Here is a 15558-nt window from a genome sequence, read left to right as displayed (position 1 = left end):
CTCCCGGCCCCATACCACCCACAAAATCCACCCCACCCAGGCGGAACAATCCCCCACAGCCATCACCAGACTTGACTCGACCCACAGCCAGCTAGGTCCTGGGGAGAGCCCGCAGGCTGAGGGGTCCTGCGAGAACGGGTCCCGGACCGCGGATGGTCCGGGACCCGTTGCGTTTTCAGCCGAGTTGCTCGACCAGCCAGCGGTCGAACTCGGCCGCGGCCTTGATCCAGCTCACCATCGTCGAGACGAAGTTGCCGAAGACCAGGCCGTCGCAGATGAACATCTGGCTCTCGCCGACGATCCGGACCGTGCCGTCGTCGCTCGTGTGGGTGTGGACCTTGGGCCACAACGTGATCCGGTTCCAGTCGTCGACGGTCTCCAGCAGCCGCGGCTTGTCGTCGAGACCGTAGGGCCGGTCGTAGAAGGTCCGCACCGCCAGGGTGGGCAGGTTGCCCTCACCGCCGAACATGAAGTACATCCGGAAGTTCTCCCACGGCGCCGCGAGATCGCCTTCCTCGTCGACGAGGTGCTTGATCTCCATCTCGTCCAGGAGCTGCTTGATCAGCTCCTGATCGGGGACCACCTGGCTGGAGTCCGGCAGGTCGAAGGGACTCACTGACGGGTCGGTCGGCACCAGCACAGGCTACGGTCGCCGGGGTCTACTCGTGCTTCAGGCGGACGGTGAAGATCGGCAGCAGGACGTGGACGAGCGGGCCGATCGAGAGGGCGTAGACGACGGTGCCGACGCCGATCGAGCCGCCGAGCAGGAAGCCGGTCGCGAGGACGGTCAGCTCGAGCGTGGTCCGGACCAGGCGAACGCTCAGACCGGTACGGCGTACCAGGCCGGTCATCAGGCCGTCGCGCGGGCCCGGGCCGAACTGGGCGCCGATGTAGAGCGCGCCGGCCAGGGCGTTGAGGACGACGCCGGACAGCATGAACACGATCCGCAGCCAGAGCGCGTCCGGGCGGTCGACCGTGGCCAGGGTCAGGTCGGTCACCAGGCCGATCACGATCGCGTTGCTGATCGTACCGAGGCCGGGCCACTGCCGCAGCGGGATCCACGCGAGCAGGACGACGAAGCTGATCGCGATCACCACGGTCCCGAAGCTGAGCGCGACGTGCTTGGTGATGCCGGAGTGGAACACGTCCCACGGGTCCAGTCCGAGGTTGCCCTGGATCATCAGGCCCATCGAGGCGCCGTACAGGGCCAGGCCGACGTACAGCTGCACGAGGCGACGCGGGAGGTGGCCTGCCTTCAGCTGCTGGATCGGGTTGATGGGCGCGAGCTGGCGCGGCGGGGCATCGGAGGTGGCGGTCACGATGTCCAGTGTCCGGAGTAAGTGGCCTGGTGTTCGATAGCCAATTGCGCGATAGTGGACTGCATGCAAGCGCGTTATCTTCCCGCCAGCACGTTGACCGGCCTGCTCGGCGAGTGGGCCGACGGGACCGGTCCGGCGTACCGGGTCCTGTCCGAGCGGCTGCGGCTGCTGATCGCCGACGGGCGGATCATGCCCGGGTCGCGGCTGCCGAGCGAGCGTGAGCTGACCGAGTCGCTGGGCGTGAGCCGGACGACGGTCGCGTCTGCTTATCGGGAGCTCCGGGACAGCGGCTACCTGACCAGCCGGCGCGGTTCGGGCAGCGTGACCGCGCTGCCGTCGAAGGTCGAGCCCGAGCTCGGGCGGCACCATGCGCCGGGGATCGACACCGACGGGCTGGTCGACTTCACCTGCGCGGCACCGGCCGCCGTGCCGGGGATCAGTACGGCGGTGGAGTCCGCGGCTCGTGAGTTGCCGCTCCACCTGGCCACACCCGGATACCACCCGCAGGGCCTGCCGGTACTGCGGGCCGAGATCGCGGCGGCGTACTGCGAACGCGGGCTGCCGACGACCGCGGACCAGATCGTCGTCACCGCCGGCGCGCTCGCCGCGACGTCGATCGCGGTGCGGGCGATCACCCAGATCGGCGACCGGGTCCTCACCGAGAGCCCGACGCACCCGAACTCGGTGGACGCGATCCGGCGCAGCGGCTGCCGCGTGGTCGCCGTACCGATGTCGCCGGGCGGCTGGGACCTGCCCTTGCTGGAGGCAACCATTCGGCAGACCGCGCCACGGGCGGCGTGGATGGTCGTCGACTTCCAGAATCCGACCGGTTTCCTGATGCCGGCCGCGGACCGGCAGCGGCTGGCGCGCGCGTTCGCCCGGTCGCGGACGACGGCGATCGTGGACGAGACGTTGTTCGAGCTGTCGCTGGACGGGCAGGAGATGCCGCCGCCGTTCGCGTCGTACGACCCGGACGGCGTGATCACGGTCGGCTCGGTGAGCAAGTCGTTCTGGGGCGGGCTGCGGATCGGGTGGATGCGGGTGCCAGAGGCGCTGGTCGCGCGGGTGCTGGACGCCCGCGCGTCGATGGACCTCGGCGCGCCGGTGCTGGAGCAGTTGGTCGTCGCCGACCTCCTGCGGCGCCGCTCGACGCTGTTGCCGGAGCGCCGGACCACCCTGGCGCGGCGGCGGGACGCGCTGGCCGCCGCGGTCTCCGCCGAACTGCCGTCCTGGAAGTTCCGCCTGCCCGGCGGCGGGCTGTCGCTGTGGTGCGAGCTGCCCGAGCCGGTCGGGTCGAGCCTGGTCGGCGTCGCCCAGCGCAACGGCGCCCTGCTGGTGGCCGGGTCCCGCTTCTCCCCCGACGGCGGCCTCGAATCCTTCATCCGCCTCCCGTTCACGCTGGACGAGGACGCCCTGCGCGAGGGCGTACGCCGGCTGGCCGCGTCGTACGACTCGCTGACCACCGCCCCGGCCCGCCGGACCGGGGTGATGATCGCCTGAGGCGGACGCCCATCACTCACCAACCTCCCGCCCGGGCGCCGCGGCACGCTCAGCTTCGGTGCCCGGACGCTCTCCGACACCGGTTGATGAGTGATGCAGGTCCGCCCCGGCACGTCATCGTGCCGTAAGGGGTGCGGGGAAGGTTCGCCTTACCGCAGGCGTTGGGAGACTATGAGAGTCACTCTGCGAGAGGCGTGAGAATGTCGTTCTTCACCCGCAACACCGCCATGGTCGAGCCGGAGGCCGCGCTGCCGGGCCGACCCACCCCGGGCTTCGCCGTACCGGACGAGAACATCGTCCTGCACACGCCGCAGACCGCCGCCGCGCCCGAGGGGTTCGAGGAGGTCTGGTTCGGCACCGGATGCTTCTGGGGCACCGAGGAGATCTTCTGGCAGCAGCCGGGCGTCTACACCACCGCCGTCGGGTACGCGGGCGGTTACACCCCGAACCCGACGTACGAAGAGGTCTGCACCGGCCGCACCGGCCAGACGGAGGCGGTCCGGGTCGTCTACGACCCCACCAAGACCACCTTCACCGACCTGCTGAAGGTGTTCTGGGAGACCCACGACCCGACACAGGGCATGCGCCAGGGCAACGACCTCGGTTCGCAGTACCGCTCGGCGATCTACTACACCACCGACGCCCAGCGCGCCGAGGCCGAGCGCACCCGCGACCTCTACGCCCCGGTCATCAAGCCCCTCGGCTACGGCGACATCACCACCGAGATCGCCCCCGCGCAGACCTTCTACTACGCGGAGGGCTACCACCAGCAGTACCTCCACAAGAACCCGAACGGCTACCGCTGCCACAGCAACACCGGCGCGGCGTTTCCTTCTGGGAGCTGAGAGCGTTCGAGGGCCTCACCAGGGCGGTGGGGTCCTCGGTTGTTAGCGGCGGCGGGCGAGGTGGGCGGTGATTTCGGCGGCGACTTCGACGGTGGCGGGGAGGATCTGGGCGGTTCGGCGGAAGACCTCGAGCCGGTCGGCGGGTGCGAGCATCACGTAGGCCGACACCGTCGAGAGATGTCCGATGAAGTCGTCGGCGCTCATCGTCAGGCGGCGTTCGATCGTCGCCTGGCGGACGTCGGTGAACCACTCGGACTGCTGGAGCTCCGTGCCGGGCCACTGCATCGGGCGATCCGCCGGTGTGCCGTCGGGTGACGGGACGCCGTCCTCCTCCAGGTACGGCGCACGGGCCGCGCGGGTGGCCTCCCTCAGCCCCGGGTCGGCCAGCTGGATCGGTACGCCGAACGAGGTGAACACGCCACCCGGTCGCACGAGCGCGGCCATGCGCTCCCACCGGCCTTCCGGGTTGGTCCAATGCAGCGCCGCGGCCGCATAGACCAGGTCGTACGACGAATCCAGCGGCAGGTCCTCGAAGGCGGCCTGCAGAGTGGTGACTTCGGCCGGCACGTGTTTGCGCAGCTCCGCGAGCATGGCCGCGTCCGGCTCGGTCGCTGTGACCGCTATCCCGCCCTGCGCGAACAGCCGTGTCGCCTTACCGGTCCCAGCGCCGATCTCGAGCGCAGTCCCGATCGACTCACCGGCGTACGCCGTGATCAGATCGAGGAGCTCGACCGGATATCCGGGCCGGAACCGCTCGTACGCCTCCGCCACCGACCCGAAACTCAACGCCCGAGCAACCATGCGGGCATCCTGACACCTTCCACACCCGCGGCGCTCATCATTTTCCCGGGAAGAGGCCCCACCATAAGGTTGGCCGATGCGCATCTTCCGGCGGTCGGTGGACCCCACCGAGGACGTACTCCGACGTCTGTCCAGACAGCTGCGGTGGTTCCGGCCGTCGGTCGACGATGCTCCGACGCCGAACCAGCAGCTCGAGCATCTTGCCCGGCATCGGCTGTGTCCAGCGATCGAGCAGGGCGACCCTGCTCCCGTGATGACCGCCCTCGCCATCACCGAAGAGGCGCTGGCGAGAACCGATCTCGATGACGCGCTCCGCGACGCGCTGACGCTGGGGCTGGTCGAGGTGTTGAGCGACTGGTGCTCCTGGCCGGAAACGCCGCCGGAGGTGGTTGCGACGATCGAGGCGGGGATGGGCCCGCTGACCCGAGCGCGCTGGAACTCCGTCCGGGAGCAGGGCGCCGCCGTTGCCGCCTGGATCCGTGGCGGAGGTGCACCCGAGCGAACCGAGGGGACGGTGGCGGAGTACCGGGGGATCGAGAACGCCGAGCTCCGGTTCCTGGTCCGGTCAGGCCGGCAGTACGTCGACGAGACGATGACCGTGGGCACCGCCGACCGTGTGCGGTTCGAGATGGCCACAGGTCAGGGCGTGTAGCCGTCGTACTCCGTTCAGCCTGGAGACTTGCCGGCGTCCAGTTGCTGGGCGAGGTACTGCTGGACGCCGATGCGTTCGATGGCGTCGAGTTGGGATTCGAACCAGTCGACGTGGCGTTCCTCGTCGCGGACCATTTCCTCGAAGACGGCGGCGGTGCCGTGGTCGTCGAGGTCGTGGCATTCCTTGGCGGACGCGTTGAACTGGGCCACCGCGGCCAGCTCGCCCTCGAGGCCGAGGCGGAGCATCTCCTGGGCGTCCTCGCCGACCGTGACCGCGCCGAGCTTCTGCAGGTTCGGGTGACCGTCGAACAGCAGGATGCGGTTGATCAGCTCGTCGGCGTCCTTCATCTCGTCGATCGAGAGGTCGTAGAAGGTCTTGCCGAGCCGGCCGAAGCCCCAGTTGTCGAGCATCCTGGCTTCCAGGAAGTACCCGTTGATGACGGTCAGCTCAAGGGTCAGCGCCGCGTTGAGAAGCTCGACGACGCGTGGGTTAACCGGTTGCACCTGCCACCTCCGTGAACGGAGTTGCCGAGACCGACCTCCCATGCTGGCACAACAGGCGCTTCACAGAGAAGACGCAGCCGCCACAGTTCCGCCCCGCCCCGGTCGCCCCGCACACCTGCGCGAGCGTCCGGGCCCCGGCGTCGATGCTCTCGACGACGTCCCGGTCGCTGACGACCTCGCAGTGGCAGACGATCACAGAGGTGAGGCTACCCTAACCGCTCAATTCGAACACATCGTGTCCACGAATGAGACACCATGGGCCGGTGTCGATGAGTGCGAGTCATGAGTTGGTTCCTGGGGCACGGACCGCGCGGGCGGGGCGGGTGGTGTTGCTCAACGGGACGTCGAGTTCGGGGAAGTCGAGTATCGCGAAGGAGTTGCTCGCGACGCTGGACGGCGCCTGGTACCACCTGGCGATCGACCAGTTCCATCGGATCCGGTCCCGCGGGGACTGGACCGAGGCGGAGTTCCTGCCGGTCTTCCAGCGGACCGTGCTGGGCTTTCACCGGGCGGTCGCGGGAATGGCGGCGGCCGGGAACGACGTGATCGTGGACCACATCCTCGGCGAGCGCTGGCGGTTCGAGGACTGCCTCACGGTGTTCGACGGGTTGCCGGTGCTGTTCGTCGGCGTCCGCTGCTCGTTGCCGGAGCTCGAACGGCGGGAACGCGAGCGCGGGAACCGGACGATCGGCCGCGCCGCTCTCCAGTTCCCGCTCGTCCACGCGCACGGCGGGTACGACGTGGAGGTCGACTCCGAGCGGCACACGCCGGCCGAATGCGCCGTACGGATCCTCGAGCGCCTGGACCAGGCTCCGCCGACCGCCTTCGAGGAGCTCCGACGGGTGCCCCGGTAGCCCCGGGGCACCCCATGGGTCAGCCGGCGCGATAGAGGGAGCCGCCGCCGGAGATCGCGATGGCTGTCCGCTTGCCGCCGACATTGAGGTTGACGATGAAGGTCGTGCCCGACTGGCGAACCGAGTAGGTGACCGTGCCGCTGGCGCGGACCGGGACCACGAAGGACAGGATCGAGGCCGTCCTGCCCGAGCGGGCCAGCAGCAGCGTCGGGGCGGACTTGCGGACGAAGCTGCTCGGGTACTGCCAGCCCTGGATCGGGTTGGTCTGAGCCTGCTTGACCAGGATCGCCCCTGGCGGCAGCGCCTGCTTGAACGGGACCTGGAACAGGATCGTCTTCGTGGCGTCCCGGGGCGCCATGGCGACCGCGGTCGTCCGCGAGTACACGCTTGCCCGCTGATCCGACGGCAGGTGCCACAACGTCTGGAACGCCTGCGCGGTCCGCGCCGACGCGCTGTCCCAGGTGACCAGCAGATCCGGGTCCTTCAGCACCAGTACCCGCCGTACCCGGCTGATCCCGCTGCCGGGAGCGTCGGTGAGCACATACGACTCCGACGTGGTCTTCACCGAGTACGCCGCCAGCCTGGTGGTCGGATTCAGCGCCGCCGAGGTCGGAGTCGTCAGCACGCTGTGCGCAGCCGGACTGACCGCCCACGTCCGGTACGCGCCGGCGTTGTACGCGGCGTACCCGCCGTCGACCACGATGTCGCGGCCGCGCGCCGTGTACGTGATGCTGGTGTGGTCCAGGTGCCCGTGGAACGCCCGCGGCGGGCCGTACCTGATGCTGTACGCCGACTCGCCGGTGAACCCGCGCGCCGGATCGGTACCCCACCCGGTGCGCCCGAAGACGTACCCGGCCGAGTAGACCCCCACCCGCCACGGCGGCGCGGAACCCTTCGTGCCCAGCGAACCGGCGTACTCCATCGGCGTACCGCTCCACGGGTACGTCGCTTGCAGCTCGGTGTCGCCGATCTGGGGCAGCCGGCCGACCGAGTTCGTCGCCAGCGTCAACCACTTGGCCAGCAGTGCGCGCCGGGTCGTGATCGTCGTCCCCGGACTCACCCCGCCGTTCTGCAACACCGCGACCGCCCTGCCCCACAAGGAGTAGTTGAACGAGGCGTAGCCGGTCGACTGCTCGTTGGTCGAGCCCTGTGCGTCGATCGAGGTGGTGATGCCCGCGGCGAGACGTTTGACGGCGAGGTTCTTGTAGTCGCCGCGATTGAGGGTGACGCCAACGCCGAAGAGCGCGATGCTCTCGTCCGTGCCGTGGTTCCACGCGCCGCTCCAGTAGTTGGTGAGGAACCGTGCGTGACTGAGCAGCGCCGCGTCCACCCACGCGTACCGAGCCGGGACTGTGGTGACTTTCAGCCCGGACAAGATCGCCTGCCGCAGGCAGATCAGGACGTTCGTGCGGTGCATGGTGGACTCCCACGCGCCGACGTTCGCCTTCCACGAGTACGGATTGTCGCGGTACCAGTCGTAGGCGATCGTGTTCACCCGGGACAGCGCGGTCAGGTTGCCCTGGCCTGCCGCGACGATTCCTTGGCCGAGCCAACGAAGCGAGTGGAACCACATGTACCAGCTGGCGTTCTTGTACGGGTTCAACGCCCAGTTGATGTTCCCGCCGCCGTTACCGACCTTGTACGCCGCGTAGGGCCCCCAGGTGAACTTGTCGGCGTACAGATTCGCCAACGGGTTCTGTGTCTGCAGACCGCTGAACCCGGGGCACGCGTAGAACGGTGCCGCCAGGCTCTGGACCGCCGCGGTGCCGATGTCCGTGGCCGGTGCCGCCGTCGCTGGTACGACGTTGCTCGCGCCCGGCACGAACTCGGCCCCGCCCGGCTCCTCCGGCCCTGGGACGATCTGGATGCCGGGGGTCTCCCCCGGTGTACGAGTTTCTCCTGACGCCGTTCCCGCCCCCAGCACGAGAACAGCGATCCCCACGGCCGCAACGGCCGTTCCCCTGAATCGCATGAAGTTGTACCTCTCCCCCACCGCCCCCGGACGCCGGCGACGGTCACTGACCGAACCGGCGCGCACACAGCGCGCCCGACCTCGGGCAGCCCGCGGAGTCCGCGGGGGCGGTCAGCTCACCGAGGTTTGATCTCCCCTACCTGCCTTGATGCGCCCGGACCGCCGAAGGTTGCGAACACGACAGAGCGCCAGGACCCCCGGAGGAGTCCTGGCGCTCAGGTGTTCGTTGGTTCAGCCCATGGTCTTCTGGCCGTCGATCGCTTCCCTGACGATGTCGGCGTGACCGGCGTGCTGGGCGGTCTCGGCCGCGATGTGCAGGAAGACGCGGCGGACGCTCCAGAAGACGCCCGGCGGCTGCCAGGGAGCGGCGGGGAGTTCGTAGCTGGTCTCCAGGTCGAGCGTGCGGACGAGCTCGTCGGTGGCGGCCGCGACCTTCTCGTACTCCGCGAGCACCCCGGCCAGCGTCTCGCTCTCGGTCAGGCGGAACTGGTCCTGCCAGGTCGCCATCATCTCCGGCGTGTACTCCGTCGGCGTGCTCTCCCCCTTGCCCTGCGCGAACTCGGCCCAGTGCTGCTCGGTCGCGCTCACGTGCTTGATCAGCCCACCGACCGTCAGCTCGCTGACGGTGCTCCGCGTCCGCGCCTGCTCGTCGGTCAGCCCCTGCGCGGTGTGCCGCAGGAAGTACCGGTGCTTCCCGAGAAACTCCAGGATGTCCGCCCGCTCGTTTGTCGTCATGCCAAGAACTCTAGATCCCATAGCGGTCAGCTTCTGGCCTCTACAGAAACCGTGGTGGGTTCGTGGTCGGTGCGTGGTTCGGACGTGGTTGCTCGAGTTACCGCTTCTCGTGACGGGTGCTTGGGGGCTAGCGTTTCGCGGGGGCGGCGACAGGGCCGGTCCCTTTGTGAGCAAGGGGGTTCACCGTGGGAACGATCACGACCAGCGACGGTACGGAGATCTTCTACAAGGACTGGGGAACGGGGCAGCCGATCGTCTTCAGTCACGGGTGGCCGTTGTCGGCCGACGACTGGGACAACCAGCTGCTGTTCTTCCTGTCGAAGGGGTACCGCGTGGTCGCGCACGACCGTCGTGGGCACGGCCGGTCGACGCAGACCGGTGACGGACACGACATGGACCACTACGCCGACGACCTGAAGGCGGTCGTCGACCACCTCGACTTGCGCGACTGCATCCACGTCGGCCATTCGACCGGCGGCGGCGAGGTCACGCACTACCTGGCCCGGCACGGCGAGGACCGGGCCGCCAAGGCCGCGCTGCTGTGCGCGGTCCCGCCGTTGATGGTGCAGACCGACGCGAACCCGGAGGGCCTGCCGAAGGCGGTCTTCGACGACCTCCAGGCACAGCTCGCGGCCAACCGCTCGGCCTTCTACCGCGCACTCCCGGAGGGGCCGTTCTACGGCTTCAACCGGCCGGGCGCCGTGCCGAACGAAGCGGTCATCGCGAACTGGTGGCGCCAGGGCATGATGGGCGGCGCCAAGGCGCACTACGACGGCATCGTCGCGTTCTCCCAGACCGACTTCACCGAGGATCTGAAGAAGATCACCCTCCCGGTGCTGGTGGTGCACAGCGAGGACGACCAGATCGTCCCGTACGCCGACGCCGGCCCGAAGTCGGCCGCGCTGCTCAAGAACGGGGTCCTGAAGACCTACAAGGACCTCCCGCACGGTCTGCCGACCACGCACGCCGACGTGGTCAACGCCGACCTCCTCGAGTTCTTCCAGTCGTAGTCCACCCTCCTGGCTTCGTCACGCATCAGCGCGCCCTCCCGGCGACAGTCGCCTGACGAAAGGCATCACCGATGCACCTCCGCAGAACACGTTTTCTGGCGGTCCTCGGGGCCGTCCTCACTCTCCTGATCGCGGCCGTGACCCCGGCCGCGGCGTCGGACTCGGGCGGCCCGAGACCGACCGTCGTGCTCGTCCACGGCGCCTGGGCCGACGGGTCCAGTTGGTCGAAGGTCACCAGCCGGCTGCTCGACGACGGCTACACCGTCCGCGTCCCACCGAACCCGTTGCGCAACCTGACCACCGACGCCGCGACGATCCGCGACTTCCTCTCCACCCTGTCCGGCCCGATCGTCCTGGTCGGGCACTCGTACGGCGGTGCGGTCATCACGAACGCCGCCACCGGCAACCCGAACGTCAAGGCCCTCGTCTACGTGGACGCGTTCGCACCCGCCGAGGGCGAGGTCGTGTTCCCGCTGGCCGGTGCCGATTCGGCCCTCGCCGTCCCGCCGGAAGACGTTTTCGACTTCGTCCCCTACCCCGGCGCACCGGCCGGTGACGTCGACCTGTACCTCAAGCACGACACGTTCCTGACCTCGTTCGCGTCCGGTGTACCGCGCCGGCAGGCCGAGAACCTCTACCCGTCCCAGCGCCCGCTCGCGCTCAGCGCCGGCTTCACCCCGTCCGGACCGCCCGCGTGGGCCGCCATCCCGTCCTGGTACGTGCTCGGCACCAAGGACCTGATCATCACCCCGGACGCCCAGAACTTCATGGCCACCCGGGCGCACTCCACCATCACCCGCATCCCGACCGGCCACCTCGGCCTGATCACCGACCCCGACGCGATCACCAAGGTCATCAAGACCGCGGTCCGCGCCACCCGCTGACCGTCGATGACGGCTTGCGCACGAGACTGCGCAGGCCGTCATCACCCGGCGCGAGGTGTTGTGCGGCCCGCCCCCAGATGTTAGGTCGGAAACGACCAGACGGGCCGGGAAACGGTCCCGGACCGATGGTCGGTCCTGGGAGGGGATCATGGGCAGACCACGCCTCATCATCGCTTCCGTCGCTGCCTTCGCAGCCGCCCTGTGTGGAGCCGCCGTCGCTGCCTACGCGGCACCGGCCACCGAGGTGACGGTCGGCAGTCCGCCGACCCCGTTCTCGCAGAACAAGCAGAACGAGCCCGCGGTAGCGATCGACGCGCACGATCCGGCGGTGCTGGCCGCGGGGGTGAATGACGAGATCGACATGGAATCGTGCGCGGCGGGTGACCCGAGCACCTGTCCGTTCACCGACGGCGTCGGCGTCTCCGGCGTCTACTTCTCGTTCGACAGCGGCCAGAACTGGACCCAGCCGACGTACACCGGCTGGACCGCCAGGCACTGCCTCGGTCCGGCGGTCTGCGTTCCGCACCTCGGCCCGATCGGTACGCTGCCGCACTACTACGAGGCCGGGCTGGTCTCCGACGGCGACCCGGCCGTCGCGTTCGGACCGCGTCCGGGCCCGAACGGCACGTTCTCCTGGGCCAACGGCTCGCGGTTGTACTACGCCAACCTGACGTCGAACTTCTCCGCCAACCGACGGCTGGAGACGTTCCGCGGTGTCGAGGCGATCGCGGTGTCGACCACCGACGACGTCCGCGCGGCGGCGGCCGGCAATGCCTCGGCCTGGACCTCGCCGGTGATCATCTCCAGGCAGTCCTCGACGACCTTCTCCGACAAGGAGCAGATCTACGCCGACAACGCGGCGAGCAGCCGGTTCTTCGGTCATGTGTATACCTGCTGGTCCAGCTTCCGCAGCAACAGCCACGGGAACGCCCTGCCGATTCCGCTGACCGTGGCACGGTCGGCCGACGGCGGCCGTACCTGGATCACGAAGCAGGTCGGGCCGGCCTCGAGCAACGGCGTCAACCAGCAGGCCGACGGCTGCGTCGTCCGTACCGACAGCACCGGGAACGTCTACGTCTTCGGCGTCGGCGCCCGCAGCGGCACGAACTTCCAGCTGATGTACAAGTCGACCGACGGCGGCGCGCACTGGTCCGGGCCGACGCTGGTCGCGCCCGTGGTCAAGCCCGGCGTCTTCGACCCGGTCGAGGGTCGCCCCGTGATGGACGGCATCGCCGGCGCCCGCGTCGACCTGGCCGGCGGACCGAACGTCGACATCGCGAACGGCCGTCCGACCGGCGCCGGCGCGACCGACGAGCTCTTCATGACCTGGTCCGACGGACGGGCAGGCCTGAACAACGAGCAGCTGATGCTGACCTGGTCGGCAAGGGGCGGCACGTCCTGGGTCACCCCGGCGCCGCTCGGCCTGACGGCCGGGGACCGCCCCGTCTACACCGCGCCCGCGGTGTCCCCGGACGGCAGCGACCTGTACATCGTGCACAACTCGTTCACGACGCCGTACCGCGCCAACACGACGGCTGCGCGCGGCCTGGTCGGCGAGGTCCGGCACGCGAACGTGTCCGGCGGCGTACCGTCCGGCTGGACCACGCTCGAACGCGTGCCGGGCGGTGATCCCCGGGGCAGCAGTGCGAACGCGCTGATCTCGGAGTTCCTCGGCGACTACGTGTACGCCGCCGCGACGAACGACCGCGCCGTCGCGGTCTGGAACGACGCCCACGAAGCAGGCGTCTGCGGGTCGATCAACGCCTACCGGGCCTCGCTCTACACGACGAGCCCGTTGCCGGCGCCGAACGTGCTGGCGACCTGCCCGGCGACCTTCGGCAACACCGACATCCTCGGAGGCAGTTACCCCGACCCGACACCGTAAGTCGAGCGGAGCGAGGGCGCCGTCCGCCGGGCGGCGCCCTGCTCGCCAAATCGTTTGCGTGCTCCGGCCGGCCCCGCCAGGCTGACCGGATGAACGACGCGCTGCAGATCCGGCCGTTGCGGGCCGGCGATCCGGAGATGATCTCCGCGGCGATGACCGCGATCGGTTGGAACAAGCCCTTGTCGCAGTACGAGAGGTACCTGGCCGAGCAGGCAGCCGGGACGCGCGACATCCTGGTCGCCACGGTCGACGACGGGTACGCCGGCTACGTCACGGTGCGCTGGGAGTCGCCGTACGAACCGTTCGGCGGCATCCCGGAGATCCAGGACTTCAACGTGCTGCCGGAGCTGCGGCGGCGCGGGATCGGGACCGCGCTGATGGACGCGGCCGAGGCGCTGGTCGCGGAACGGTCGGCGGTGGTCGGGATCGGGGTCGGGCTGTACCCGGACTACGGGCAGGCGCAGCGGATGTACGTCCGCCGCGGCTACCTCCCGGACGGCCGCGGGCTGATCTACGACGGCCGCCAGGTACCGCCGATGGAAATGATCAGGAACGACGATTCCGCCACCCTGATGTTCACCAAGCAACTGCGGTAGCGTCGATGGGGTGCGTGCGATCGAGTACTCCGTGACCGGTGAGCCCGACGTCCTGACCCTCGTGGACAGGCCGCTGACGGAGGTCGGACCCGGCGAGGTCCGGGTGCGGATCCACCGGTCGGGTGTCAACCCCACCGACTGGAAGTCGCGCCGCGGTAACGAGGCCGGTACGGCGGTGCACCCCGCGCAGGTTCCGAACCAGGACGGCGCCGGTGTCGTCGACGCCGTCGGCCAGGGGGTCGACGTGGCGCTCACCGGGCGCCGGGTCTGGCTCTGGGAGGCCGCGTACCAACGACCCGCGGGCGGGACGGCGCAGGAGTACGCCGTGGTCCCGGTGCGGCACGTGATGCCGCTGCCCGACGACGCGTCGTACGACCTGGGCGCTGCGCTCGGCGTACCGTTCCTGACCGCCCACCGCTGCTTGACTGTCACCGAGGACGGCCCCGACCGGCTCGGGCCGGGCAGGCTCGCCGGGCGGACCGTGCTGGTGGCCGGCGGCGCCGGGGCGGTCGGCAACGCGGCGATCCAGCTGGCCCGGTGGTCCGACGCGACGGTGATCACCACTGTGAGCGGTCCGGAGAAGGGCAATCTCGCCGGGCTCGCGGGCGCCGACCACGTCATCGACTACAAGCAGCAGGACGTGGTCGCCGAGGTCCGGGCGATCGCGCCCGGCGGCGTGAACACGATCGTCGAGGTGTCCCCAGCGGCGAACGCGGCCATCGACGCCGCGGTGATCGCCCCGCACGGCTCGGTCGCGGTGTACGCGACCGACGGCGGCCCGACGATGGAACTCCCGGTCCGCGCGTCGATGGTGCCCAACGCCCGCTGGCAGTTCGTCCTGCTCTACACAGCACCCGAGTCCTGGCGACCCCGCGGCCTCGCCGACGTCTCCACCGCCGTGGAAGCCGGCGCCGTCCGCATCGGCCCGGAAGCCGGCCTGCCGCTGCACCACTACCCCCTCGAGCGCGCCGCGGACGCCCACGCCGCAGTGGAGGACAGCATCGTCGGCAAGGTCCTGATCGACGTCGTCCCGGACTGACCCCGCAGGAAGGCGAGGCGGCCTAGGCTGCGGCGAGGAACGCCAGGCGTTGTTGCAGGGCCGCCGCGCAGCGGCAGGTCGGGTCGTCGGTGCAGAGCAGTGCGGCGGGGTCGTCCTCGACGAGTTGGCGGGTCGCGGCGAGCACCGCCTGCTTCGGGATCCGGCGGACCCGGGCCTGGCCGATCCGGACCTCCTTCGTCGCGGAGCGCAGGACCGGCTCGACGGCGTCGAATTCGCGGCTGTCGCCGGGGATGTTCGGGAGCTCGACCCACAGGCCGTCGGCGGATTTCGCGTACCTGTAGAAGCGGGAGCGGCCGAGGTGCTGCTCGGCGAGGTGGATCGTGGTGTTCGAGGTGTGGGAGACGCCGAGCAGCAGGACGTCGCCGTCGAGGGCCTCGATCGGGCCCAGCGGCCAGTCGGGGCGCTGGGCTTCGAGGAGCCGCTCGGCGGCCGGACCGGCGGCCTGGTAGGAAAACAGCGGATGTCCGGTGCGGAACGGCGAGCAGGTCTGGCGGAAAGTTTCCGGAATCGCTCCGAGCCAGCGGTCGATCGGGAGCTCCGGACGGAAACTGGTTGCCTGCGACAACCGTTGGTCGAAGTCCGACCAGCTGTCCGCGTTCCAGTAGGCGTTGTGCGGGCGGACCAGTCCGGGCGGTGCCGGGAGCCCGGTGAGGTCCCAGGTGCCGGCCGGCATCAGCACGGTCCCGCAGACCTCGGTCAGCGCCGCGCAGACCGCCTCCGCGCCGCCGTCGACGTACCCGAAGGAACTCAGCGACGAGTGCACGATCACCTCGGACGTCCGGTCGAGCCCGAGCTGCCGCAGCCCGTCGACGAGATCCGCTCCGGTCACTGCCTCCGTTGCGCGCATCCCGGCAATATCCCATCCGCGGCCCCCGGTCCGCCTCGCATTTTCCGGACTGTTGCGCGGACAGTCGGCGAGGGTGGACCGTCGGAGAAGGGGTG

General features: G+C 69.7%; 17 protein-coding genes. 9 read left to right on the top strand and 8 right to left on the bottom strand.

The window, feature by feature from the left end:
- Positions 1-175: 175 nt before the first annotated feature.
- Positions 176-634, bottom strand: a complete 459-nt coding sequence (locus ACWEOO_RS36660; RefSeq protein ID WP_359926470.1) for a YbjN domain-containing protein — start codon at positions 632-634, stop codon at positions 176-178.
- Between the two features lie 25 nt (positions 635-659).
- Positions 660-1319 carry a membrane protein YczE gene (gene yczE / locus ACWEOO_RS36655; protein WP_452146957.1) on the bottom strand — a complete coding sequence of 220 codons (660 nt, stop codon included), beginning with the start codon at positions 1317-1319 and terminating at the stop codon, positions 660-662.
- A 63-nt stretch (positions 1320-1382) separates the two neighbouring features.
- Here yczE and yczR point away from each other — a divergent pair, with 63 nt between their 5' ends.
- Both yczR and msrA read left to right on the top strand, forming a co-directional pair.
- Complete coding sequence (yczR, locus tag ACWEOO_RS36650) at positions 1383-2819, top strand: MocR-like transcription factor YczR (RefSeq protein ID WP_452146956.1); 1437 nt, start codon at positions 1383-1385, stop codon at positions 2817-2819.
- 200 nt (positions 2820-3019) lie between these two features.
- A complete protein-coding gene (msrA, locus tag ACWEOO_RS36645; RefSeq protein WP_452146955.1) occupies positions 3020-3664 on the top strand; it encodes a peptide-methionine (S)-S-oxide reductase MsrA in 645 nt (214 codons plus the stop codon).
- 42 nt (positions 3665-3706) lie between these two features.
- Here the strand turns inward: msrA and ACWEOO_RS36640 are convergent, their stop codons facing one another.
- Entirely contained in the window at positions 3707-4465 is a 759-nt protein-coding gene (locus ACWEOO_RS36640; protein ID WP_452146954.1) for a class I SAM-dependent methyltransferase, read from the bottom strand.
- Positions 4466-4541: 76 nt separating this feature from the next.
- Between ACWEOO_RS36640 and ACWEOO_RS36635 the strand changes: the two genes are divergently transcribed.
- Entirely contained in the window at positions 4542-5117 is a 576-nt protein-coding gene (locus tag ACWEOO_RS36635; RefSeq protein WP_452146953.1) for a hypothetical protein, read from the top strand.
- A gap of 14 nt (positions 5118-5131) precedes the next feature.
- On the opposite strand, the gene bfr is transcribed toward ACWEOO_RS36635, so the two are convergent.
- The gene (gene bfr / locus ACWEOO_RS36630; RefSeq protein ID WP_355700395.1) at positions 5132-5620 is read right to left on the bottom strand and encodes a bacterioferritin; all 489 of its coding nucleotides are present in this window, start codon (positions 5618-5620) and stop codon (positions 5132-5134) included.
- Complete coding sequence (locus ACWEOO_RS36625; protein WP_355477059.1) at positions 5607-5816, bottom strand: (2Fe-2S)-binding protein; 210 nt, start codon at positions 5814-5816, stop codon at positions 5607-5609. Before ACWEOO_RS36625 ends, bfr begins: the two co-directional genes overlap by 14 nt.
- Before the next feature lie 73 nt (positions 5817-5889).
- On the opposite strand from ACWEOO_RS36625, the gene ACWEOO_RS36620 reads away from it, so the two are divergent.
- Positions 5890-6474, top strand: a complete 585-nt coding sequence (locus ACWEOO_RS36620) for a chloramphenicol phosphotransferase CPT family protein (protein ID WP_452146959.1) — start codon at positions 5890-5892, stop codon at positions 6472-6474.
- Positions 6475-6493: 19 nt separating this feature from the next.
- On the opposite strand, the gene ACWEOO_RS36615 is transcribed toward ACWEOO_RS36620, so the two are convergent.
- Positions 6494-8446 carry a heparinase II/III domain-containing protein gene (locus ACWEOO_RS36615; RefSeq protein WP_452146952.1) on the bottom strand — a complete coding sequence of 651 codons (1953 nt, stop codon included), beginning with the start codon at positions 8444-8446 and terminating at the stop codon, positions 6494-6496.
- Between the two features lie 231 nt (positions 8447-8677).
- Positions 8678-9181, bottom strand: coding sequence for a DinB family protein (locus ACWEOO_RS36610; RefSeq protein WP_363717716.1), 504 nt, complete (start codon positions 9179-9181; stop codon positions 8678-8680).
- 185 nt (positions 9182-9366) lie between these two features.
- Here ACWEOO_RS36610 and ACWEOO_RS36605 point away from each other — a divergent pair, with 185 nt between their 5' ends.
- The 5 genes from ACWEOO_RS36605 (at position 9367) to ACWEOO_RS36585 (ending at position 14595) form a co-directional block, all read left to right on the top strand.
- Positions 9367-10191 (top strand): alpha/beta fold hydrolase, encoded by an 825-nt coding sequence (locus ACWEOO_RS36605; RefSeq protein WP_452146951.1) that lies wholly within the window; start codon positions 9367-9369, stop codon positions 10189-10191.
- 71 nt (positions 10192-10262) lie between these two features.
- Positions 10263-11075 (top strand): alpha/beta fold hydrolase, encoded by an 813-nt coding sequence (locus ACWEOO_RS36600; RefSeq protein WP_452146950.1) that lies wholly within the window; start codon positions 10263-10265, stop codon positions 11073-11075.
- 148 nt (positions 11076-11223) lie between these two features.
- Positions 11224-12960, top strand: coding sequence for a sialidase family protein (locus ACWEOO_RS36595; RefSeq protein ID WP_452146949.1), 1737 nt, complete (start codon positions 11224-11226; stop codon positions 12958-12960).
- Between the two features lie 89 nt (positions 12961-13049).
- Positions 13050-13556, top strand: a complete 507-nt coding sequence (locus tag ACWEOO_RS36590) for a GNAT family N-acetyltransferase (protein ID WP_363717720.1) — start codon at positions 13050-13052, stop codon at positions 13554-13556.
- Positions 13557-13566: 10 nt separating this feature from the next.
- A complete protein-coding gene (locus tag ACWEOO_RS36585; RefSeq protein ID WP_452146948.1) occupies positions 13567-14595 on the top strand; it encodes an NADPH:quinone reductase in 1029 nt (342 codons plus the stop codon).
- Between the two features lie 22 nt (positions 14596-14617).
- On the opposite strand, the gene ACWEOO_RS36580 is transcribed toward ACWEOO_RS36585, so the two are convergent.
- Positions 14618-15463: an AAC(3) family N-acetyltransferase gene (locus ACWEOO_RS36580; RefSeq protein ID WP_452146947.1), complete on the bottom strand. Its 846-nt coding sequence runs from the start codon at positions 15461-15463 to the stop codon at positions 14618-14620.
- Between the last annotated feature and the right edge of the window lie 95 nt (positions 15464-15558).

It is taken from the genome of Kribbella sp. NPDC004138 (genome assembly GCF_053603655.1).
Note: the sequence above shows the minus strand (reverse complement) of the source record. Positions and strands in the feature narration are given on the sequence as shown.

Excerpts from the sequence above, each read along its gene's own strand:
- ACWEOO_RS36610 (WP_363717716.1), bottom strand. The coding sequence starts at position 9,181 with ATGACGACAAACGAGCGGGCGGACATCCTGGAGTTTCTCGGGAAGCAC.
- ACWEOO_RS36620 (WP_452146959.1), top strand. The coding sequence starts at position 5,890 with ATGAGTGCGAGTCATGAGTTGGTTCCTGGGGCACGGACCGCGCGGGCG.
- ACWEOO_RS36640 (WP_452146954.1), bottom strand. The coding sequence starts at position 4,465 with ATGGTTGCTCGGGCGTTGAGTTTCGGGTCGGTGGCGGAGGCGTACGAG.
- yczR (WP_452146956.1), top strand. The coding sequence starts at position 1,383 with ATGCAAGCGCGTTATCTTCCCGCCAGCACGTTGACCGGCCTGCTCGGC.
- ACWEOO_RS36595 (WP_452146949.1), top strand. The coding sequence starts at position 11,224 with ATGGGCAGACCACGCCTCATCATCGCTTCCGTCGCTGCCTTCGCAGCC.
- msrA (WP_452146955.1), top strand. The coding sequence starts at position 3,020 with ATGTCGTTCTTCACCCGCAACACCGCCATGGTCGAGCCGGAGGCCGCG.
- ACWEOO_RS36590 (WP_363717720.1), top strand. The coding sequence starts at position 13,050 with ATGAACGACGCGCTGCAGATCCGGCCGTTGCGGGCCGGCGATCCGGAG.
- ACWEOO_RS36635 (WP_452146953.1), top strand. The coding sequence starts at position 4,542 with ATGCGCATCTTCCGGCGGTCGGTGGACCCCACCGAGGACGTACTCCGA.
- ACWEOO_RS36600 (WP_452146950.1), top strand. The coding sequence starts at position 10,263 with ATGCACCTCCGCAGAACACGTTTTCTGGCGGTCCTCGGGGCCGTCCTC.
- ACWEOO_RS36615 (WP_452146952.1), bottom strand. The coding sequence starts at position 8,446 with ATGCGATTCAGGGGAACGGCCGTTGCGGCCGTGGGGATCGCTGTTCTC.
- ACWEOO_RS36580 (WP_452146947.1), bottom strand. The coding sequence starts at position 15,463 with ATGCGCGCAACGGAGGCAGTGACCGGAGCGGATCTCGTCGACGGGCTG.